The organism is Jannaschia sp. W003, from assembly GCF_025144335.1.
GTDB lineage: Bacteria > Pseudomonadota > Alphaproteobacteria > Rhodobacterales > Rhodobacteraceae > Jannaschia.
In genome coordinates this window covers 67,556-82,841 of sequence record NZ_CP083539.1, presented here as the reverse complement: position 1 = coordinate 82,841, position 15,286 = coordinate 67,556, and the positions used below count along the sequence as shown (strand labels likewise).

At 74.4% G+C, this 15,286-nt stretch carries 14 protein-coding genes; 4 read left to right on the top strand and 10 right to left on the bottom strand.

Annotated features, from left to right (window positions below):
* Positions 1 to 2: 2 nt before the first annotated feature.
* The 7 genes from K3554_RS00375 to K3554_RS00345 are packed head-to-tail and all read right to left on the bottom strand — an operon-like array spanning position 3 to position 8,230.
* Entirely contained in the window at positions 3 to 1,196 is a 1,194-nt protein-coding gene (locus K3554_RS00375) for an acyl-CoA dehydrogenase family protein (RefSeq protein ID WP_259942228.1), read from the bottom strand.
* A 12-nt stretch (positions 1,197 to 1,208) separates the two neighbouring features.
* A complete protein-coding gene (locus tag K3554_RS00370; RefSeq protein WP_259942227.1) occupies positions 1,209 to 2,384 on the bottom strand; it encodes an acetyl-CoA C-acyltransferase in 1,176 nt (391 codons plus the stop codon).
* Positions 2,381 to 4,450: a 3-hydroxyacyl-CoA dehydrogenase NAD-binding domain-containing protein gene (locus K3554_RS00365; protein WP_259942225.1), complete on the bottom strand. Its 2,070-nt coding sequence runs from the start codon at positions 4,448 to 4,450 to the stop codon at positions 2,381 to 2,383. The genes K3554_RS00370 and K3554_RS00365 overlap by 4 nt, the downstream gene beginning before the upstream one ends.
* 1 nt (position 4,451) lies before the next feature.
* Complete coding sequence (locus K3554_RS00360) at positions 4,452 to 5,258, bottom strand: IclR family transcriptional regulator (protein ID WP_259942223.1); 807 nt, start codon at positions 5,256 to 5,258, stop codon at positions 4,452 to 4,454.
* Positions 5,259 to 5,275: 17 nt separating this feature from the next.
* Complete coding sequence (locus K3554_RS00355; RefSeq protein ID WP_259942221.1) at positions 5,276 to 6,613, bottom strand: TRAP transporter large permease; 1,338 nt, start codon at positions 6,611 to 6,613, stop codon at positions 5,276 to 5,278.
* Positions 6,613 to 7,134 (bottom strand): TRAP transporter small permease, encoded by a 522-nt coding sequence (locus K3554_RS00350; RefSeq protein WP_259942219.1) that lies wholly within the window; start codon positions 7,132 to 7,134, stop codon positions 6,613 to 6,615. Before K3554_RS00350 ends, K3554_RS00355 begins: the two co-directional genes overlap by 1 nt.
* A 55-nt stretch (positions 7,135 to 7,189) precedes the next feature.
* Positions 7,190 to 8,230 (bottom strand): C4-dicarboxylate TRAP transporter substrate-binding protein, encoded by a 1,041-nt coding sequence (locus tag K3554_RS00345; RefSeq protein WP_259942218.1) that lies wholly within the window; start codon positions 8,228 to 8,230, stop codon positions 7,190 to 7,192.
* A gap of 331 nt (positions 8,231 to 8,561) precedes the next feature.
* Between K3554_RS00345 and K3554_RS00340 the strand changes: the two genes are divergently transcribed.
* Entirely contained in the window at positions 8,562 to 8,783 is a 222-nt protein-coding gene (locus K3554_RS00340; RefSeq protein ID WP_259942216.1) for a hypothetical protein, read from the top strand.
* A 40-nt stretch (positions 8,784 to 8,823) separates the two neighbouring features.
* On the opposite strand, the gene K3554_RS00335 is transcribed toward K3554_RS00340, so the two are convergent.
* Entirely contained in the window at positions 8,824 to 9,972 is a 1,149-nt protein-coding gene (locus K3554_RS00335) for a glycosyltransferase family 4 protein (protein ID WP_259942214.1), read from the bottom strand.
* A gap of 111 nt (positions 9,973 to 10,083) precedes the next feature.
* On the opposite strand from K3554_RS00335, the gene K3554_RS00330 reads away from it, so the two are divergent.
* Together K3554_RS00330 and K3554_RS00325 are read left to right on the top strand one after the other, a co-directional pair.
* Positions 10,084 to 11,334 (top strand): glycosyltransferase family 4 protein, encoded by a 1,251-nt coding sequence (locus tag K3554_RS00330; protein WP_259945719.1) that lies wholly within the window; start codon positions 10,084 to 10,086, stop codon positions 11,332 to 11,334.
* Positions 11,331 to 12,098: a sulfotransferase gene (locus tag K3554_RS00325; protein ID WP_259942212.1), complete on the top strand. Its 768-nt coding sequence runs from the start codon at positions 11,331 to 11,333 to the stop codon at positions 12,096 to 12,098. Before K3554_RS00330 ends, K3554_RS00325 begins: the two co-directional genes overlap by 4 nt.
* A gap of 2 nt (positions 12,099 to 12,100) precedes the next feature.
* On the opposite strand, the gene K3554_RS00320 is transcribed toward K3554_RS00325, so the two are convergent.
* Together K3554_RS00320 and K3554_RS00315 are read right to left on the bottom strand one after the other, a co-directional pair.
* Positions 12,101 to 13,258 carry a glycosyltransferase gene (locus K3554_RS00320; protein ID WP_259942211.1) on the bottom strand — a complete coding sequence of 386 codons (1,158 nt, stop codon included), beginning with the start codon at positions 13,256 to 13,258 and terminating at the stop codon, positions 12,101 to 12,103.
* A gap of 45 nt (positions 13,259 to 13,303) precedes the next feature.
* Positions 13,304 to 13,918, bottom strand: coding sequence for an AAA family ATPase (locus K3554_RS00315; RefSeq protein ID WP_311200343.1), 615 nt, complete (start codon positions 13,916 to 13,918; stop codon positions 13,304 to 13,306).
* A gap of 124 nt (positions 13,919 to 14,042) precedes the next feature.
* Between K3554_RS00315 and K3554_RS00310 the strand changes: the two genes are divergently transcribed.
* Positions 14,043 to 15,182, top strand: a complete 1,140-nt coding sequence (locus tag K3554_RS00310; RefSeq protein ID WP_259942209.1) for an ROK family protein — start codon at positions 14,043 to 14,045, stop codon at positions 15,180 to 15,182.
* Positions 15,183 to 15,286 lie beyond the last annotated feature (104 nt).

Here is a 15,286-nt window from a genome sequence, read left to right as displayed (position 1 = left end):
GGTCAGAGCCCCAGCATGGTCTTGGCAATGATCTGCCGCTGCACCTCGTTCGACCCGCCATAGATCGAGAGCTTGCGGTTGTTCAGGTACTGCCCCGTCACGCGGGCGGCGTAGTCGGGGCCGACCGGCTCCTCGTTGGTGCCCTCCACCGCCTCGGACTGGAACGGCAGCGCGTAGGGACCGGCGGCGGTCTTGGCGAGGGCGTTGATCTCCTGGCGGATCACGGTGCCCTTGATCTTCAGCATCGAGGACTCGGCCCCCGGCGCCTGCCCTCCGGCGGCGGCCGAGACCACGCGCAGGTTGGTGGTCGCCATCGCCATCAGGTCGATCTCGACCCGCGCCACGCGGGCGGCGAAGTGGGGGTTCTCCGCGAGGGGCCGCCCGCCGTCCTGCTCGGCCCGCGCGATGCGCTTGAGCGCCGCGAGGCCGGCGGAGGCGAATCCCACGCCCGCGATGTTGGTGCGCTCGTGGGTCAGCAGGTACTTGGCGTAGGTCCAACCCTTGTTCTCCTCGCCCACGAGGTTCTCCACAGGCACGCGCACGTCCGAGAACCACACCTCGTTGACCTCGACCGAGCCGTCGATCAGCACGATGGGCCGCACCTCGACGCCGGGCGTGGCCATATCGATCAGCAGGAAGCTGATCCCCTCCTGCGGCTTGCCCTCCTTGGAGGTCCGCACGAGGCAGAAGATGTGGTCGGCGTACTGCCCCAACGTGGTCCAGGTCTTCTGCCCGTTCACCACGTAGTGGTCGCCGTCGCGCACCGCCTCGCAGCGCAAGGAGGCCAGGTCACTGCCTGCGCCCGGCTCCGAGTAGCCCTGGCACCACCAGTCGGTGCCGTCGAGGATGCGCGGCAGGTAGTGGTCCTGCTGCGCCTTCGATCCGAACTTCTGCAGGACGGGCCCCAGCATGGCGACGCCGAAGGGCACGATGCGGGGGGCGCCCCGCGCGGTGGTCTCGGTCTCGAAGATGTGGCGCTGCACGGCGTCCCAGCCGGCGCCGCCGAACTCCCGCGGCCAGTTGCCCGCCAGCCAGCCCTGCTCATGGAGGATCGCGTGCCACTCCTCGTGCTCCGCCTTCGAGGGCGCGCGTCCCCGGCGGCCCCGGTCGGTCAGATGCTCGGGGAGCTTCTCGTCGAGGAACCGGCACACGTCGTCCCGGAACGCCTTATGCTCGTCGCTGTATTCGAGGTTCATGGTCGCGCCCCTTCAGAAGATTTCGAACAGGCCGGCGGCGCCCTGGCCGCCGCCGATGCACATGGTGACGACGCCGAGCTTCGCGCCCCGGCGCCGGCCCTCGTGCAGGAGGTGCATGGTCATGCGCGCGCCGGTCATGCCGAACGGGTGGCCGACCGAGATCGAGCCGCCGTCGACGTTGCACCGGTCCGGGTCGATGCCGAGGCGGTCTCGGCAGTAGAGCGCCTGGGAGGCGAAGGCCTCGTTCAGCTCCCACAGGTCGATGTCGTCCACGCTCAGCCCGTGGCGCTCCAGCAGGCGCGGCACGGCGAAGACGGGGCCGATGCCCATCTCGTCGGGCGCGCAGCCCGCGACCGCGAAGCCGCGGAAGCGTCCCAGCGGCTCGGCCCCGGCGCGGGCGGCCTCGGATTCGGCCATCATCACGAGGGCCGCGGCGCCGTCCGAGAGCTGGCTGGCGTTGCCGGCGGTCACGAACCGGTCCTCGCCCCGCACGGGCTGGAGCTTCTGCAGCCCCTCCAGCGTGGTCGAGGGCCGGTTGCACTCGTCGCGCGCGACCGTGACCTCGCGCTCCGAGACCTCGCCGGTCTCCTTGTCCTTCACCTTCATCATGACGGTGATCGGCACGATCTCGGCGTCGAAGCGCCCCGCCTCCTGCGCCGCCGCCGTCCGCTGCTGGGACTGGAGTGCGAGCGCGTCCTGCGCCTCGCGGGCGACGCCGTAGCGCTCGGCCACGATGTCGGCGGTCTCGATCATGGGCAGGTAGAGGTCGGGGCGGTGCTTCTCGAGCCACACCTCGCGCGAGTGGCGCACGGGGGGCTGGACCAGCGAGATGCTCTCGACCCCGCCCACCAGCGCCGCCTTCACCCCATCATGGGCGATGGCGTGCCCGCCCATGGCGACCGCCTGCAGCCCGGAGGCGCAGAAGCGGTTCACGGTGGCGCCCGCGACCGTGTCGGGCAGGCCCGCGCGCACGGCGATCTGCCGGGCGATGTTCCCTCCCGTGACGTATTCGGGATAGCCGCAGCCCCAGATCGAGTCCTCGATCAGGCTGGGGTCTATCCCTGCCCGCTCGGCGGCGGCGGCGGCGACGTGGCCGCCCATGACGGCGCCGTGGGTATCGTTGAAGGCCCCGCGGGCGGCCTTGCCGATGGCGGTGCGGGCGGTGGAGACGATGACGGCGTCGGTCACGAGGCGTCCTTCCGGTTCAGGTCGGCGAAGCTGCGGCCCGATTCGGCCAGCTCGCGCAGGAGCGGCGCGGGGCGCCAGAAATGGGGGTCGGCCTCGGCGAACGCCTCGATGTCGGCGAGGATCGCAGGAATCCCGGTGGCGTCCGCCCAGTGCATCGGCCCGCCCTTGGGGCGCGGGAACCCGTAGCCGTGCAGCAGCACCGCATCCACGTCGAGCGGCCGGGCCGCGATGCCCTCCTCGACCACGCGCGAGGCCTCGTCGACCATCGCGGCCATGTAGCGGCGCACGATCTCCGCGTCGGTGAAGTCGCGGGGGGCGAGGCCCAGATCGTGGCGCGTCTCCTCCACGATGCGGAGCGTCTCGGGGTCCTCGGCGCCGCGCTTGTCGTGCGCGTAGTCGTAGTAGCCTTTGCCGGTCTTGCGCCCCAGGCGCCCGGCCTCGAACAGGCGGTCGGCGAAGACGGGGCGGCGCCAGTGCGGGGGGGCGTCCCGGGCGATGCGCTCGCGGGTGGCATGGCCGATGTCGAGGCCCGCGAGGTCGGACACCTGGTAGGGCCCCATCGGAAAGCCGAAGCCGCGGATGGCCCGGTCCACCTGGTAGGGCGAGGCCCCGTCGAGCACCATGTGGTCGGCGGCGGCGCGGTAGCGCGACAGGATGCGGTTGCCGATGAACCCGTCGCAGACGCCGGCACGGACGGCGATCTTGCGCAAGGATTTCGCGAGCGCGAAGCCGGTGGCGACCACCTCGGGCGCGGTGCGGTCGGCCACGACCACCTCCAGCAGCTTCATCACGTGGGCGGGCGAGAAGAAGTGGAGGCCCAGCACGTCCCCGGGACGCGAGGTCGCCTCGGCGATGGCGTTCACGTCGAGGTAGGAGGTGTTGGTCGCCAGCACCGCGCCGGGCTTCATCACCCGGTCCAGCTCCGCGAACACCGCGCGCTTCACGTCCATCGACTCGAACACGGCCTCCACGGCGAGGTCCGCATCCCCGAGCGCCGCGTAGTCCGTCGCCGTCTCGAAACGGACGCCCTTGCGCTTCGCCGCGCTCATCTTGCCACGCTTCACGGCCCCGTCGAGGATACCCTCCACGGTCGCCCGCGCCTTCGCGGCGGCGGCGTCGTCCCGCTCCACCAGCGTGACCCGCAGGCCGGCGAGCAGGCAGGACGCGGCGATGCCGGCGCCCATCGTCCCGCCGCCGACCACGCCGACGTGGGACACGGGGCGGGGCCTCACCCCTTCCAGCCCCGGCACCTTGGCGACGGCCCGCTCCAGGAAGAAGGCGTGGATCAGGCCCGCCCGCTGGGGCGTCTCGACGAGCCCTTGGAACAGCCGCCGCTCCTCGCGCATGCCAGCGTCGAAGTCGCCGCCCGTGGAGGCCATGACGGCATCGAGCGCCACCGCCGGCGCCACCTGCCCCGGCGTGCACCGCTCGACTTCGGCGCGCATGGCGGCGAGATCGCCCTCGGGGGCGGGCATGTCGCGCACGCGGCGGGGGGCGCTTCCGCGCAGCTCCTCGGCATAGGCCCGCGCCGCTTCGCGCAGATCGCCCTCGCCGATGCGGTCGATCAGGCCCATCTCGAGCGCCTTCTCCGGCCCGACGGGTGCGCCGGACGCGATCATCTCGCCGGCCGCCTCCAGCCCCACCAGCCGCGGCGTGCGCTGCGTGCCGCCCGCGCCGGGCAGGATCCCCAGGGTGACCTCGGGCAGCCCCAGCTTCGTGCCCGGCATCGCCATGCGCCAGTGGCATCCGAGCGCCACCTCCAGACCGCCCCCAAGGGCGGCGCCGTGGATCGTGGCGAGTACCGGCTTCGGGGCGGCCTCGATGCGGTCGATGACCTCGGGCAGCCACGGGTCGGCGGGGGGCTTGCCGAACTCCGAGATGTCGGCGCCGCCCAGGAACAGGCGGCCCTCGCCCAGGATCACGGCGACCTCTGCGGCATCATCCGCAGTGAAGCGGTCCACCGCTTCGGCCAGCCCGACGCGCACCGCGTGCCCGAGGGCGTTCACCGGCGGGTTCGCGACGGTGATGAAGGCGACGGCGCCCTGGCGATCATAGCTCACGGACATCTCAGCCCTCCTCCTCGGTGGGGGCGGGGCGGCACGCCCCCTGCCCCGTCATCCGTTCCAGCGCGCGCACCGCGCCCATCAGCGCCGGGCCCACGGCCTCGCGCATCCGCGTCTCGTCCAGCAGCTCGGGCAGCGCGCCGGCGGTGAACACCACCGGCTCGGGCACGTCGCGCGGCTGGAACGGCACCGACACGGCGTGGATGCCCGGCGCGAAGTAGCTGGCCGGGTCGGCCACCACGAAGCCGCGCGTGGCCAATTGCCCCGCCGCCTCGGCGCGCACGGCTTCCGCGCGCGCCTGCGTCAGCCCCCGCTCGGCGCCCGCCGCCGCGACGGCGGCGCGGAACGCCTCCGGCCCGAGGGCGGCCAGTAGCGCGTGGCCCGACGAGGCGTCGGTCAGCGGCACCCGGTAGCCCACGTCGAGCCAGAGCGAGGCGACCGCCCGCGGGCGCCAGGTCCGCACGATCAGCATCCGCCCGCCGTCGCGCACGAGCAGCATCGCCATGGTCCCGGTCTCGTCGGCCAGCGCCTGCATCGGCTCGGCGGCCATCGTCACGAAGGGGATCGAAGCGTCCGCCAGGTGCCCCAGCACCAGGAGCGCGGGCCCGGGCCGGTAGCGGTCGGAGCGGCGGGCGTGGGTGAGGTAGCCCAGCGATTGCAGCGTGAAGGTCAGGCGCGAGACGGTGGACTTCGGCAGCCCCGTGCGCTCCGCGATCTCGGCGTTCCCCAGCCCGTCGTCCGAGGCCCGGAACGCGCGCAGCACCGACAGCCCGCGCCCCAGCGCGGTGGCGAAGCGGCGGTCGTCCTCCACGGGGCTCCCCTCGCCCATCACATCGACCCCGGGATCAGGAGCGAGATGATCGGGAACGCCATGATCAGCACCAGCACCAGCACGTCCACGGTCAGGAACCGCAGGATGCCCGCGAAGATGCGCTCGATGTCGACCTCGCGGCCCACCACGTTGGCGATCACGAAGACGTTGAGGCCCACGGGCGGGGTGATGAGGCCGATCTCCAGGAGCTTGATGACGACGACGCCGAACCAGATCAGGTCGAAGCCGTAGGTCTCCACCAGGGGGATCATCAGGGGCAGCGTCAGCACCATGATGCCGATGGGGTCGAGGAACATGCCGAGCAGAAGGTAGATCGCGGCGATGGCGACCAGCAGGACCACCGGGGACAGCTCCGCGTCGGTGACCGCGCCCACGATGTCGCCGGCCACGCCGGTCAGGGCGATGAAGGCCACGAAGATCTTGGCGGCGGCGGCGATCAGGAAGATGGCGGCGGTCTGCACGGCCGTCTCGCGCAGCGCCTCCCAAAGGGCCTTGAAGGTGAGCTTGCGCTGCGCGAAGCCGATCAGGGTCGCTGCGGTGACGCAGACGGCGGCGGCCTCGGTGGCGGTGAAGATGCCGCCGTAGATGCCGCCCACGATGATCGCGAAGAGGGCGACGGCCGGCCAGGCGTCGAGGGCGGCCCGCCCCCGGTCGCGCATGGAGACGCGGGCGTCCGGCACCGGCGCCGCCGCCGGATCGCGCCAGACCCAGATCCAGATCACCAGGAGGAAGCCCAGCAGCGACAGGATGCCGGGCAGGATGCCGGCCAGGAACAGCGAGGAGATCGAGGTCTCGGTGAAGATGCCGTAGATGATGAAGAGGACCGAGGGCGGGATCAGCGAGCCGAGCGTGCCGCCTGCCGCCACGGACGCCGTGGCGAGGCGCTTGTCGTATCCCATGCGCAGCATCTCGGGGCTGCAGATGCGCCCCATGGTCGAGGCGCAGGCGATGGATGACCCGGTGATCGCCGAGAAGCCGCCGCAGCCCACGACGCTCGCCATCGCCACGCCGCCGGGCACGCGGGAGAGCCAGACGCGCGCGGCGTGGTAGATCTTCGTGGTGATGTCGGCGCGGTAGGCGATGTGACCCAGCGCCACGAACAGCGGGATCATCGACAGGTCGTAGGAATGGATCAGGTCGAAGGAGTTCGAGAACACGATCGAGGTCGTCGGCCGGAGCGCGCGCAGCGGCGTGAAGTCCCCGGTGCGGAACGCGAACATCGCGAAGGCCCCCACCGTGGCCACGCCCGCCAGCGCGAAGGCGATGGGGATGCGGATCGCGAGCAGCCCGATCACGGCGGCGAAGGCAATGAGGCCGACAAGGGTGCCGTCCATCACGGCTCTCCCATGAGGTCGGCGGCGTCGTGGGGGGCGTCGAGGTGCCCGCCCGCGCGGATCGTGCGGATGTCCTGCACGGCCATCACCGCGAGGCGGAGCCAGCAGAACGCCATGCCGAGGAGGAACACCACCCGGCCCGGCCATTTCGGCAAGCCCAGCTCGCCGAAGAAGTAGGTGCCCGAATGCAGCGTCTCCCAAGCCTCGCGCCCGCCCGCGTAGATCAAGGGCATCAGCGCCACGCAGCCCGCGAGGCTGCCCGCCACCACGAGGCGGTCCTGCACCCGGCGCGGGAACATCTTCGAGAGGAACTCCACCACGATGTGGGCGCGCGCGGTGGTGGCCGCGGCCAGGGGCAGCACGATGGCGGCGACCATCAGCTCGGCCACCATCACGATGGTGTCGGGGACCGCGCCGCCCATGGTGGCGCGCATCACCACCGACGCGGTGATCAGCACCGCGAGGCCGACGATGGCGATCACCGAGAGGTCGAGCAGCAGGCGTTCGACGCGCGCGAGCATGGCGGCGGTCCTTCCCTAGGGGGTCGGGGCGCCCCGAGGGGCGCCCCCGTTCGGATCAGCGGTCCCAGGGGTACCCTTGGGCGTCGCGCTCCTCGGCGAACTGCGCCAGCAGGCCGCGGTACTCCTCGAGGAGGGCGGCCCCGTCCAGGCCGGCGGCGTTCGCCTGCTCGACCCACTGGTCGACGTACTGCGCGCCCTGCTCCACCAGCTTGTCGCGCTCGGCCGCATCGAGCTCAATGATCTCGACGCCGGCGTCCCGCATGGTTTGGATCGCGGCCTCGTTGTCGGCGGTGATCAGCTCGCCCAGCGTGTCGGCCATGGCGACGCCCGCGTCCTGCAGCGCCTGCTGCACGGCCGGGTCGAGGCCGTCGTAGACGTCCTTGTTCATGAAGATGCCGAGCGCGCCCACCTGGCCCCAGTCGAGCAGGGTGTAGCTGTCGATCACCTCCTGCTGCTTCAGCGCCGCCATCGCGTAGCTGTAGCCCTGGGAGCAATCGAGCAGGCCCGTGTCGAGGCCCTGGTAGGCGTCGTAGATCGACATGGCGACCATGTTGGCGCCGAAATCCTTGAACGTGTCGCCGTAGGCACCGACGCCGCGGACCTTCAGACCCTCGATGTCGTCCGCGGAGCGGATCGCGGCGCCCTTGCAGCCGATGTTCACCTCGGACGTGGTGAAGGTGCCGATGTAGACGAGGTTCTGGTCGGCGAGCTGCTGCTGGATCGCCTCCGAGGAGCGCATCAGCGCGTCGGTGGCGCGCATGCCCACCCAGGCGTCGGCGTTGCGCAGCGGCAGGTCGGCGATGCCGTAGCCCAGCATCTCCTGCGGGAAGTAGACGCCGATCACGGTGCCGAGGTCGGCCACGCCGTCGCCGATCGAGCCGAGCGCTGCGTTCGCCTTGAACAGCGCGCCGCCCCACTGGACGTCGATCTCCACGGCGCCATCGGTGCGGGCCTCCACGTCGTCGACGAAGCTCTGCATGGCCTCGGCGCGGGCGCCGCGGTTCGGGCCGGCCTCGCCGAGGATCAGCTTGGTCTGGGCGGTGGCCGCGCCCGCGGCGAGGACGGCGGCGAGCGCCGTCGCGGTCAGCAGTCTCATGGTGTTCTCCCTCTCCCCGCAATTCCACTGTGCGGAACTGCGTTTCATAAATGCGACGCTAGTCGACCACCCTCCCCCTTGGCAACCGCGATCCGCGGCGTCGGCGGATGCGCGCGCGGATCGCCCCCTGTTGCGCCCGCGCCGCACTTGGCGGGCGGCGTGCCCCGCCACCCCGGTGCGCAGGCGGAAACCCGCGGCCCGGAGGCGCGGGTCTCCGCCGCTATCGCCTAACACGAGCCGCGCATGGCCTTTCAGCGCCGCCGGGCCCATTGTGGAGGGGTGCGGTGACCGGGCATTCAGCCCCGGTCCTTTCATTCCACGGAGACATCCCATGAAGTTCACCATCCCGGCGCTCGCCGCGGCCACCCTGCTCGCCGCCTGCCAGCCCGGCGCCCTCGTCGACAGCGACGTGGAACGCGGCATCGCCGGCGCCGCCGCCGGCTACGGCGTGGCCAAGGCCATCGACGGCAACGCCGACCGCGGCGCCATCATCGGCGGCCTGGCCGGCGTGTACTGCGACGACGCCGGCATCTGCACGCGTCCGCGCAACTGATCCCCCGCGCCGTCCGCCCCCCGAAGGGGCGCGGGCGGCGCTACCGACCCCGCAGGCGCCGCAGGACCCCCGGCGCGCGCCGCAGCACCCCCGTGTAGAGCCGGTAGAGCGCGGCGGAGCGGAACACCGCGCCGCGCACCCGCGCCATCGGCGTCCGGGGCCGCGCCAGCAGCGCCTCGATCACCCGCCGCTTCCGCCCCGCCCGCTCCGCGTCCCCCCGCACGGCCTCGGCCTCCGCGAACAGGGCCTGCCACGCGTTGTAGCGCGCGTGCCAGCTCAAGGCGTCCCGCCGCGCGAGGCTCTCGCCCCGCAGCCGCGCCAGCAGCGCCCGGTCCCCCGCCAGCCGCCGCAGCGCCGCCTCGAACGCCGCCGCCTCGCGGGGCAGGACGAAGTCCAACCCTTCCGGCCCCAACACCTCGCGCGCGACGCCCACGTCCGTCGTGACCACCGCCGCGCCCGCGGCCATCGATTCTAGCAGCGGGTTCGGCGTGCCCTCGGCGCGCGAGGTGCAGGCGTAGACGTCCACGCCCCGGTAGAAGGCGGGCATCGCTTCGGGCGCCACCTGCGGCCCCTGCCGGTCGGCCACGCGCGCTTGGGCCAGCCCCTCCCGCTCCAGGGGCGCCATCGCGGGGCGGAACACCCCGTGGAAGCCCTTGAAGTCGGGTGCGATGTTGCCACCCCAGGCGCTGTCGCCCACCCAGGCGACTTGCAGGGGACCGCCGCCCCCACCGTCCCCCGGCGCGAAACGGCCCGTGTCCACGCCGTCCACGAGCACGTGCCCTGGGTCCGGCAGATGCGGCGTCGCGCGGTAGAGCGCCCGCAGCCGCTCCGACGACACCGCCACGAGGTCCGCCACCGCGAAGGGATCGCCGAGCGAGAGGAGGTCGGCGGGGTCGCGGTACACCTCGTCGAACACCACCACCGCCGAGACCCGCTCGGCCATTGCGGCGGCCGCCCGCGGCCCCAGCATCTCCAGCGCGGCCACGAGGTCGAAGCGCCAGAGGAAGACGTGGAGCTCCGACCATTCCAGCGCCGCCCGCAGCGCGGCGGGCCGCCCCACCCAATCCGCACGGCCCAGGAGCCGGACCTCGTGGCGGCCCCCGTCCTGCGCCGCGGCCTGAGCCGCGATCTGGCGGGCGACGTTGTGCACCGACCAGCCGGGCACGTCGAAGACGAGGAGGATGCGCATGGCCGCTGCGTAGCACCGCGCCGCCCTCGCGTCCTCCGCCCATTGCGCGGCGCCGGGCGGATGCGTATCCGGGCCGCCGCACCCGACAGGAGCCCCGGCCCGCCCGTGACCATGCCCGCCCCCACCGATGCCGCCGCGCGCCCCCGCGTGCTGATGCTCGCGGACGTGCCCGACTGGGCGTTCGGCAGCATCGCCCGCGAGGTGGCCCGGCACCGGAGCGCGGGCCTCGCGGTTACGATCGACCACGCCGGGCGCTTCCGGGGCGACGCCCCCGCGATGCTGCGCCGCTGCTTCCTCGAGGAGCCGTTCGACGTCGTGCACGTATTCTGGCGCGACGACCTGCGCGCGATGCTGCGCCCCCTCGCGATCCGCCGCGCCGCCGCCGCCGCCGGATTGGGCCGTACCGCCACCGTGGCGGCGATGTGCCGCCCCGTGGTGACCACCTCCGTCTACGACCACCTCCATCTGGACGACCCCGAGGCGCTGGCGTCCCGCGCGGAGGCCCTCCACTTCGCCCACGCCTACGCCGTGTCCTCGCCCGTCCTCGACCGCCTCTACCGCGCCGAGCCCGGCCTGCCGCCACCCGACGCGGTGCTGCCCGACGGCGTGGACACCGCCCACTTCGCACCCGGCGACCGTGCGCCCGAGGGGGACGGCCCGCTGCGCGTGGGCTGGGTCGGCAACTCGCTCTGGGGCGAATCGCACGGGCACCGCGACGCCAAGGGCCTGCGCACCGTGCTGCGCCCCGCGATGGCGCGGCTGGAGGCCGACGGCGTGGCCGCCGAGCTCGCCCTCGCCGACGCCTCGGAGCGCCGCCGCGACCGCGCCGAGATGGCCGGGTACTACCGCGGCCTCGACGTGCTGGTCTGCGCCTCCGCGGTGGAGGGCACGCCGAACCCGGTGCTCGAGGCGATGGCCTCGGGCGTGGCCGTCGTGTCCACCGACGTCGGGATCGTGCGCGAGGCGCTCGGGCCGGACGGCGCCCCCTTCGTGGTGGAGCGCACGCCCGAGGCCGTGGCCGGCGCCCTCGCCCGGCTGGCCGGGGACCGCGCGCTCCTGTCCGCGCAGAAGCGCATGCTCCACGCCCGCGCGGCGGACTGGGACTGGAGCCGGCGCACCGGGGGCTGGGACGCCTTCTGGGACGCGGCCCGCACCCGCGCCCGCGACCCCCGCCTCGCCCGCGCGCGGCGCCTCCGGCTCGAGGCGCTCGCCGCCGGCATCGTGCCCGAGAACCCCCTCGGCCGCAGCCTCGCGGGCCTGCTCGCCGCCTCCGAGGCGGGCGCGGCCGAGACCCTGCGCGCGCAGCTCGTGGGCCGCCCGCGCCTGCGCCGCTTCGCCGACCGCATCCGGGGCCGCGCATGAGCGGGGCGTGGACGGGCCGGCGCTTCGCGATCCTGATGCCGTGGGGCCGCGTGGGCAGCAACCTCGTGGTCGGCGTGTTCAACGAGGCGGCGGGCGTGCCGCTCCTGAACGAGCCCACAACGCGCATCCGCGGCACCGCCGCGGCCGTGGGCCCGTTCGCCGCCGACCGCGAGCAGCTCGACTTCCTCGCCGCCTTTCCCGCGCCGGCGGACTTCGTGAACGGCGACCCCGCCGTCGGGGTGGCGGGCGTCAAGCTCACGCACACCTCGTTCCTGTCGCCCATGGGGGCCTACGAGGCCCTCGCCGCGGGCGGCTACCGCATCGCCGCGATGGACCGCCGCGACCACCTGCGCGCCGCCGTATCGCAGCTGCGCGCCGAGCAGCGCCGCGCGGACAAGGGCGGCCGCCGCGGCGCCTGGGCCGTGAAGGCCGGCGAGCGCAAGCCCGGTCCCACAGCGCTCGACCCCGCGCTGCTGCTGCACCGCGCCGGCGCCTTCGAGATCCGCTCGCGCGCGATGCACGACTACCTCGCCGCACTGATCCCGGCGGAGCGCGTGATCCACGTGGAGTACGCCGATCTCTCGGCCGACCCCGAGGGTACGATCCGCGGCATCGCCGACCACGTCGGCGTCGCGCTGCCCGACCGCTTCGCGCTGCCCCACCGCAAGGCGACCAGCGACGACCTGCGCGAGGACGTGCTCAACTACGACGAGGTTCGCGCCGCCGCCGCTGGCACACCGTTCGAGCGGTTCCTGGACGACTGAGGCTACCGCCCCCGCCCGGTCAGCCGCCGCACCCGGTCCAGCGCCCCCGGCAGCCGCGCCGACGCCCCCCGGAACAGCGCCGCCGCCGCCGGGTTCACGGCCACCAGCCGCCGCAGATGCTCCGCCGCCCGCCGGGGCCGGGCGTGGAACGCCGCGATCCGCTCGCCGCCGTCGCGCCCGGCCCGCGCGTCCGCGAGGAAGCGTCGCCAGAGCGGCCAGCGGCTCTCCCACGACAGCCCGTCGCGGCGCTCGGCGTTCTCCGCTCCCATCGCGCGCAGCAGGCCGCGGTCCGCCTCCAGCCGCCCCAGCGCCGCCGCCATCGCCTCGACGCTCCGCGGCACGATCATCGCCTGCCCCAGCGGCCCCGCCATGTCGCGCACGATGCCGACGTCCGTGGACACCACCGCCCGCCCCGTGGCCATCGCCTCGAGCACCGGGTTGGGCGTGCCCTCCATGGCCGAGGCGCAGACGAGCACGTCGATCTCCCGGAAGAAGCCCGGCATCTCCGCGCGGGCTCGCGGCGCCGTCGCCGCATCCGCGAGCATCAGCTCCACCGCGCGGCCTTCGGCGCGCAGCCGCTCCACGGCCGGGCGCAGGATCGATTGGAGGCCCTTGGGATCGCCCAGGTCGGCGTGCCACGCGCTGTTGCCGGCCCAGCCCACCCGCAGGGGTCCGTCGGGATTGGGGGGCGCCGGCGGAAAGGCGGCGAGGTCCACGCCGTCGGGCAGCCGGTGCCCGGGCGCGGGCAGGTGCGGCGCCGCCGCGTAGAGCCGCTCCAGCGTCCCCGAGGCCGCGGCCACCGCGTCGCTCGGGGCGAAGGGATCGCCATGGCGCAGGAGATCGGCGGGCTCGTGCCAGAGGTGGTCGTAGATCACGGTCGCCACCGCCGGGCGGTCCGGCCCCGCCATCACCCCGCGCTCCGACCGCCGCAGCGCATCGAGGAAGTGCGGCAGGTGGAAGCGCCAGAGGAACACCAGCACGTCGTGGGCGCGGGCGATCCCGGCGGCCCGGCCCGGGCGGGCGAACCACTCCGCGTGGGCGATCGAGGCGACGACGTGGCCTTCGTCCGCCACCCGCGCCACGTTGCGCGCCACGTTGTGCAGCGCCCAGCCGTCCACGTCGTGGAACAGCGCGATGCGGAGCGGTCGGTCGGCAGCCATGGACGGCCCCCTAGAGCGGATCGCCGGCGGACCCAAGGGCGCCGATCAGCCGCCCACCACGACGTCCGCCGCCCGCGATCCCTCGCGCACCAGCCGGGCGTTCGGCAGGTCGTTGCCGTCGATCTTGGCGGCCCGCGCTTCGGGCGGGAGCGCGGCCCACCGCCGCTCCAGCCGCCGCCGCAGCTCCGCCTCGGGCACCCGCAGCATCACCGCGAGGTCCCACGGCCCGAGGTCGCGCCAGCCGGGCGCGTCCAGCAGCAGCCAGTTGCCCTCCACCACCACGATGCGCGCCTCGGCGGGCACCACGCGGGCGGCGGCGTCGCTCGCCTCGCGGGCGCGGTCGAACACCGGCACGAACACCTCCTCGCCCGCCCGCACCGCCGCCAGCACGCGGCGCAGGCCGCCCACGTCGAACGTCTCGGGCGCACCCTTGCGGGGCAGCAGGCCCCGCGGCCCCAGCACCGCGTCGTCCAGGTGGAACCCGTCCTGCGCCACCAGCGCGCCCTCGTTCCCGAGCAGCGCCACGGCCGCCTCCGCCAGCGTGGACTTGCCCGAGGCGGGCGGCCCCACCACCGCGGCCACCACGCGCCGCCCGGGCAGCGCGCGCAGGCGCGCCGCCAGCGCCCCGGGGGTCATCGCGTCCTCGTGCCCGTGGATCATGCTCGCCCCTCCCGCCCGCACCCAAGCCGCCCGCGCTCCCGGGATCAAGGCGCCATCGCGCGACCGATCGCCACGATATGTCACTGCGATTGCCTAAAATGGCCTTTGGGCGCATAACGCGTCCATGGATCAGGTCAACCTCCCCGAGCGCGTCGCGCCCCGCCCCTCCGGCGCGAATCAGCGCCAGGCGGCGGACCACAACGCGCGCCTCGTGCTCTCGTCGCTGCACCGCCACGGCCCCACCCCGGCGGCCGAGCTGGCGCGGCGCACGGGGCTGACCGCGCAGGCGGTCTCGGGCATCGTTCGCCGCCTCGAGGACGCCGGGCTGGTGGAGCGGGGCGAGCCCCTGCGCGGGCAGGTCGGCAAGCCCCGCGTCCCGGTGGCCGTGCGCGGCGCGGGCGCCTGGGCGATCGGCGTGCGCGTCGGGCGCGCCGGCGTCGAGGCGCTGGCGATGGACCTTGCGGGCCGCGTCCACGCCCGCCGCGAGGCCGCGTGGGAGGCCCCCCTGCCCGGCCCGCTCGACGCCTTCCTCCGCCGCGCCGTGCCCGAGCTGCAGGCTGAAGCCGAACGGTCCGGGCTGGAGCCCGGGCGCCTGTGCGGCTCGGGCGTGGCGATGCCCTGGCAGGTCTGGGCCTGGCGCGACGGTCGCGCCGCGGGCGCCTGGCCCGCCGGCGCCGACCCCCAGGCGCTCTGGGCCGGGTACGACCTCGCCGCCCGCCTGCGCGCGCTCGCGGGTGCCCCCGCGATGCTGTGCAACGACGCCACCTCGGCCGCCCGCGCCGAGCTGGCCTGGGGGCCGCCCCGCCCCCAGCGCGACTGGTTCCACGTCCACGTCGGCACCTTCGTGGGCGGCGGCGTGGTGCTCGACGGGCGCGTGCGTGACGGGCGGCAGGGCAACGCCGGCGCCTTCGGCTCGCTGTCCTCGGGCGGCGGCGTGCTGATCGACCGTGCCTCGCTGTTCCGCCTCCACGCCGACCCGGCCCGCGACGCCGAGGACCGCTGGCTCGACCGCGCCGGCCCCGCGCTGGCTCAGGCCGCGCTCGACGTCTGCGCGGTGATCGACTTCGAGGCGGTGGTGATCGACGGCGCCTTCGAGCCCGCCCTGCGCGACCGCCTTGTGGACCGGGTGCGCTCCGAGATGCCGGGGCTGGACGCCCGCGGCCTCCTGCGCCCCGTGATCGAGCCGGGCACCCTCGGCGCCCCGGCCCGCGCTCTCGGCGCGGCGACGGCGGCGCTGGAGCGCGCGCACCTCCTGGTGGGCTGACCCGCGTTCTCGCTGCACTGCGGCGAAAGGGGGTTCACAACGCGGTCCCGCCGTGCATTCCTCCGCGCGACCGCCGGGGTTCCCCGCCGGTCCGACCCAAGGAT